Annotated in this window: 3 protein-coding genes; all 3 read right to left on the reverse strand. The window is 61.0% G+C overall.

The annotated features are described in order from the left end of the window. Positions 1-200: 200 nt before the first annotated feature. Positions 201-2,222 carry a hypothetical protein gene (locus ONB25_09025; protein MDZ7393020.1) on the reverse strand — a complete coding sequence of 674 codons (2,022 nt, stop codon included), beginning with the start codon at positions 2,220-2,222 and terminating at the stop codon, positions 201-203. 145 nt (positions 2,223-2,367) lie between these two features. Then, positions 2,368-3,468 carry a DUF1460 domain-containing protein gene (locus ONB25_09030; protein ID MDZ7393021.1) on the reverse strand — a complete coding sequence of 367 codons (1,101 nt, stop codon included), beginning with the start codon at positions 3,466-3,468 and terminating at the stop codon, positions 2,368-2,370. A 79-nt stretch (positions 3,469-3,547) separates the two neighbouring features. Next, the coding region (locus ONB25_09035) for an Ig-like domain-containing protein (protein ID MDZ7393022.1) at positions 3,548-6,163 on the reverse strand (2,616 nt) is incomplete at its 5' end.

Genomic DNA, 6,163 nt, shown 5'->3' on the forward strand with positions numbered 1-6,163 from the left:
CTCTACGCTCGGTCTCCTCAGCGAATATAACCCATTTTGGGAAAAAGTCAAGTAAAAAGTAATCCTTCGTCGCTCAACCTACTCACGGGACATGGCCAGCCACCTTCGCCGAACCCGCCCGGGTCATTACGCGCCATCCGAAAGGCCCTCAACCCGGCCCTCTCAATTCTCACTTCCGTGCCTGCGGTGCCCTCCTTAGGTTACTCGACAACGACGACTTCATGGATCTCCACGCGCGGAATGGCCACGGCCACCTGGCCATTCTGATAGGCAAACTTTAGCTTCCGTCCCTCCGGCATCAGCGTGACTGCCCTTGGCCTCATCCCCCGCTTCACGGTTACCATCAGAGGCCCGACTGGCGGGATCTGGTCAAAGACGTACACTCTGCTATCCGCGTGACTGCCGCTAGTATTGACCAGGTTCACCATGAGCTTTCCGTCCAGCTCGTTGACTGTGACGTCCACGTTGTGTGAGCCCTCGACCCCCACTATGGGCGCGGGGAACAGCTCTTTCACCAGAGCGCTCAGGAAGTCACGCGCCACCGTGGTTGCGGCGTTTATGTAGCGCTCACCCAAGTTCAAGTACACCCCGGCGATCTCCCCCGCGCCATAGGCGGCAATCGAGGCTGCCACCTGGGGCTCGCCAAAGAAGTCATTGTCCTGGTAGATTTCGCCGAAGGGCCGCACGCCTTCCTCCAAACGAACCGGCTGGTATTCAGTATTGACGCCCGCTATCCGGCCGCCGAAGGCAAGGCCATTGACCTGCTTGCGGGGTTCGCCTTCGAAGCGGACGCGCAGTTCTTCCTCGAAAAGCCTCACCGCGCTTGGGCCAATCACAATCAGCCTGCCGCCTGCCGCTACATAATCCAGGAGGAACTGCTTAAACTGCGGTTCAATGTAGGCCCATTCCGGATAGACCAGCAGGGGGTAGTCGCGTGCCCGCGTTTCCAGGTGGTGCTCCATGACGACATCCACCACGTTTTGCCCATCGAGCAGGCATTGCAGAATGCCTTTTATGCCACTGAGTTCCTCACTCCAGCCGGCAAAGAGCTTGGGGCTCAGGCGATAGAAGGCCTTGGTGGAGAGAATCAGCCCGATCTGCGGCACCGGTTTGGCCCGGTGGCAGACCTGCTGGCGGGCGCGGCAGAATTTCGCCACCTCCCGCATCAGCCTCATCTGCCACTTGCGGATGGAGCCGTCGCGTTTTTGTGGGAAATAGGCCTGGAACCCGCCGCCCAGGGACAACACGACGGCCGCCTCCTGTTGCAACTGTGGAACCGACTTGGTACTGTAGAGGGCATCGGTCCAGGTGAAGCTCCAGGCCATGAGGTCCCAAGGTTTGCCCTGCTGGGCCAGCACCCGCCCCTCAAATCGCGCCGCATTGACGCTGTTTCTCCAGAGGTAGTCCCCGGACAGAAAGTCAACATCCGCGGTGACCGGCTCCGGCATCAGCGAGCTGAAGGCCCAGTTGCTTGCCACCTGAAAGTCGGACCTGTGTGCATGCAGTGCGTTCACGTAATGCCGCAGATAGTTGCGGAACCCTTCGCGATTGAACTCAGAGAACTCAAACCACCCGGGCTCGGAAGGCGACGTAGGAATTCTACTCAGACCCGTGCTCGCCGTGAATGCCTGGACTGCTTGCGGAGAATAGTCGTGCTCGACCGCCCAGCAGTCCCCGTCGACCCACACGCCGTCGATCTGGTAGTCATCGATGAGCTCCTTCAGCTGGGGGATGAGGAGCGAGTCTACGTACGCTCCGAATACGGAAGTCTTTTGCGCGCTGCGCTGACCAGACGCGTTCACGCACGCCCATTCGGGATGTCGCTCCACGGCCTTTTCATCCCAGACGCCGGAGTAGTGCACATAGAGGGCCACACCTTTTTCGGCCGTGACTTCGCGCCAGATGCGCAGCGGATCAATGACAAACCCAGGGGCCGCATTCCCTACCTTCGTGGGGTAGCTCGAGCGGCCGGGGTGACCCTTGCAGTCGCACTGGACATAGTCCGGCTTGACCATATCGATGATGTACTCCACCATCTCTCGGTCCACGTATTTGCCGATCTCGGTGCAATCGTCGCCGGCGTGAAAGTCAAAGTGGATGCCAAGGAAGCTCTCCGAACGTTTGAGGCGTTTAGGAGATGATTGACCTTGGGCCAGGAGGGAAGACTCTGCGGCGGGCACCAAGACCAGAATGGCGAGTACCAAGCGGAAGGCTCTTCCCATGGATGGTCCTCCTAAGTGTCAGTCTTCGTGTGTGCCGCTCCTATGACGCACGCGCTGCATGGCGGGCAGTTGTGGGCGTCCTCACCGGACGTTCCCCGCGGGGAGCCGGGTCGTGGGGCCCATGGTTGGGCTCCCGACCAGGAGCTCAGAAGCCGGCGTTGGGGACGAATTGGACGCGCGGGGCATCCGGCCCATCGCGGCGGCGCAGCTCCTCCAAAGCGTCGGGCCGAAGCCGGTAGAAACGAAAGCCATAGAAGTAGGGCCGCGGCCGCAAGAGTGGCTTCTCTTTGCCTTTTCCGGTCTGCCGCACGCGGTCATTGTGCGCCTGAATCTCGCGGTTGCGGGCCACGATGCGCGCGTTCTCCTTTTCAGCAGCAACCCTCCTGGCCGGCGCTTCGCGGCAGAGGTCTAGCAGCGGCTCCTCGACCACGCGGGGGGATGTGGAATGGAGAAGGTACACGGTCCCGTCTTGGCCGCGAGTGATGAGCCCCACGTGCCCCACGTAGAGCCCATCTTCATTGCCCCGAACGATGTTCACAAAGTCACCTGGCTGCAGCCGGTCAGCTATTTCTGGCACGAGCTCATAGGGAATGTAAGACCAGCTCAGCTCCTGGGGCGGGATGTCCTGCCCCAGGCCAAAGCGTCGGAAAAACCGCGCCCGGTCAATCACCGAAGTCACAGGCACGGCCCGATCGCCCACCAGCTCAGAGGAGAGGTCCTCGACAAGCCACGAGTTGTTCACCACCCAATCGGCTTCGGTGTAGTGGTTCCTGGTGAGCATCCCAATGCGGCCATCGCGGTAGCGGATCCGCTGGAGGAGCGCGATAAAGCTCGACCAGTCCCGCGCCAAAGCCATAGCGTACATGTGTTCGGCAAAGACCAGACAGTCGCTCTGCCGCAGGCTGTAAAGGGGCTCTGGGTCGTATAACTCAAATGGGAACTCACCGAGGAGGAAGATCTTGTAGGGCTGACCGACCATCTTCCGCGCCAGGTGTTGTACACGCGCGCCGAGGTCCGGCTCAACTTCATGCAAATAGCGCAGGTAGCGATCCACTTCCTGCTCTGTGAAACGATAGAGGGGCTTTCGCCTCATAGCGGCGAGTTGCTCCTCCGTCAGGCCCACGCGGGCGGCAGCTTCCCGTTCGGGGGCGCTCGGGGCCTCTCTACGCACAGGCAGCAATGCCGCGCAACCCGCCAGCCCCATCAGTGCGGGCAGAAGAAACGCATACGCTGGTCGGCCTGCCATTGTCAACCTCCCTCGGTCTCCAGCCTCTATTGCTGTTGGTCTCCTGTCCTAGTTCGCCACCCCCTCAGTCCCTATCGTCTCATCGGGCCAATGCCATCTTGCGGGTCATCGCCTGCCCCTCGCTCATCAGGCGGCAGAAGTACGTCCCTGAAGCGAGCCCCGTGCCGTCGAACTCCGCCCGATACCGGCCAGGGGCAAGAGGCCCGTCAATGAGCGTGGTCACCTCCCTCCCAGTCACATCGAACACGGTCAGCCGTACATGCCCCTGTGCTGCTATGTCGAAGGCGATCGTGGTCGTCGGATTGAAAGGGTTTGGGTAAGCAGGATAAAGCATAAAGCTGCGCGGGGGCTCCTGGCCCTCCTGTACCACGCGCACGGGTTCGGTCGACTTTTTCACAAGGCGAAGGTTGTCAAAATACAGCCGCCCTTTGATAGCTCCTGACTCGCCGCGCGTGAGTTGAAAGCTATCAATCCGATAAGCAGCCCCGTTGAGCACCCCGTCGCCGATCCAGGTACCGACGCTCCGTGGATCGCTCAGGCGCCACTCTACCAAGCGCCAGCCATACCAATCGATGGTCACCCAATCGGAGACTTCGTGGTAGGGCCAGTCTGTGCCGGTGCCCTCGTCAAGGCAGAACCGGAACTTGTTGCCGCTGGCATCGCCGTACAAATAGACCTGCAGGGTGTAAGTCGTATCGAAGACCACGTCACGCGGGGGACCGGTCTTCAGGTACTCGCGCAACAGGTATCCCTGGGGCGGAGGCGTCTCCATCCACTCGTACGTGAGGAAGGCGGAGCGCTTGGATACTGGCCGGGTGGCCGAGGCAGGCAGGTAGACGTCTTTGCTTATGCCAAAGGTCGAATTGGCCACCACAATGCCCGAAGTGGAGCCGCTGTAACTGGGCTGCTCCCAATTGCCGCTGGCGGAAAAGTCATCGATCATCCGCGTCTCCACATAGTGCGCCTGAGCCGTGTGGAAACCCAGGGCAAAACCTTCTGCCATCTGGTTGCCGGTGGTGTCCCGCACGGTGTTGCGAAGCTCGAGGATGTAGTCGGCATCGGGTAGCAGGGGTTGCCAGCCTTTGATGGAGATCAGCGACCGGTCCGGGACCGCGGTGACCAGCGCCTCAATGCTCACCGCAGCCCCACCCGTGGAAAGCGAGACGGTGGTATCCGTGACCGTTTCCGGCCTGATGAGCTCGTCGAACACGAGGGTGATCACATCGTCCACATCAAAGGGTTCCAGCCCTGCAGGAAATGACGGATAAGAAAATGCCACCTTGGGGCCCACGTCGTCCACCGCGCGTGTAGTGAAATGCAGCGTGAAGGGGTCTCCCTCCACCCCGTCGCCGTTGCCGTCCAGCCGCCGCCCGTTGATGTCCTGCGCCTCCGCGCCGACCGTGACGAGGTAGGTTGTAGCAAACTGCAGACGCGCGGGTACGATCTGTAACGTCTTTCCATCCTGCCAGCTAAAGCGGGTGACCTCAATGGCGGGTTGGAACGTCAAGGCCCCTTGCACACTGGCCTGGTTCATGGTCTTGGAGAACACCAAGGTGATGGCGACGTTCACTGGGACCGTGTCGCCCTCCGCAGGGTCAGTGGCAACCACCACTGGCGCAAAGGACGGGATGGCGTCCGTCTGCACCACACTGGATGGGGCCGACTCATTCCAGTAGCGGTCCAGCACGGTTGCTGCGTAGCGGTAGGAACCGTTGAAATCCTGCCTGCCGTCGAATTCTTGGAGCACCGAGTATGGTTGGGTACCAAAATGGAGGTCCACAATGAGGTCTTGATCCAGGTCGATGACGTCATCTTCAGAGCGGTAGATGGCGTAGCGGTGGGGCGCGGTGATTGACGCTGGAGGAGTGACCGTGATCAGATAGTGCAGCGAGTCCACCTTCGTCAAGGCGATGGTGGGCGGGTCGGGGATTTCTCCGTGCGGCGACCACCCTGGCCGCACCTTGGTCTTCCGCGCGAAAAAGGTCCGACCTGCCTCCTCCCAGTACTGGTAGGCCTGCCAGCTGGCGTAGCTGAAGAACTGAAATCCGTCCACCCAGGGCACGGTGCGGCAGATCTCCACCACTGCCGGGTGGCGATACCAGACCTTTTCCTCGGCGAATTGATAGGACCCCGGTCCCACTGTGAAGAGCCGCCCCTCGGAGATGCCCTTCTGAATCCACGGCCCCCACGACTCGCTTGGTCCCACCAGCATGGCGTAAAAGCCATCGGGCGTCAGCCAGTGGTAGTGCATGGGGGTCAGCTGTTCCACATAGCCTTCGTTGAACCACAGGGCGGCGTCCTGGTAGACGGTGCCGTACCCCTGCCAGCTGGACCAGTTGTATTTCCCCAGGGCAGCGGGCGAAAGCCGCACCCACGGTTTGACCGCCTGGATCGAATCGTGCAGCACCCGCACGAACTCGGTCACCGACCAGCGCCACCAGTCCTCCCAGGAGGCAAAACCGGCCGGCACGCCTGCGCTGTACGGGTGCTCGATGTCGTAAAGGTAACGGCCCGCGGCGTTTTCTTGTAGGTCCTGTACCTGCTCCGGGGCAATCATGCCATCCAGCCACTGCTGCTGCTCGGCCATTTTCGCCAGTTTCTTAGAGAGTTTGGAGTTGCTGTACTCATTCCACCGCACATAGTCCAGATGCAGGCCATCGATGCCATAGTTGCGCACACTTTCCATGGCTACGGC

It is taken from the genome of candidate division KSB1 bacterium (genome assembly GCA_034506335.1).
In the GTDB taxonomy this organism is placed as follows: domain Bacteria; phylum Zhuqueibacterota; class Zhuqueibacteria; order JANLFK01; family Oleimicrobiaceae; genus Oleimicrobium.

Bases quoted from the DNA above. Each gene is read 5' to 3' on its own strand.
- ONB25_09025 (MDZ7393020.1), bottom strand. From the start codon at position 2,222: ATGGGAAGAGCCTTCCGCTTGGTACTCGCCATTCTGGTCTTGGTGCCC.
- ONB25_09030 (MDZ7393021.1), bottom strand. From the start codon at position 3,468: ATGGCAGGCCGACCAGCGTATGCGTTTCTTCTGCCCGCACTGATGGGG.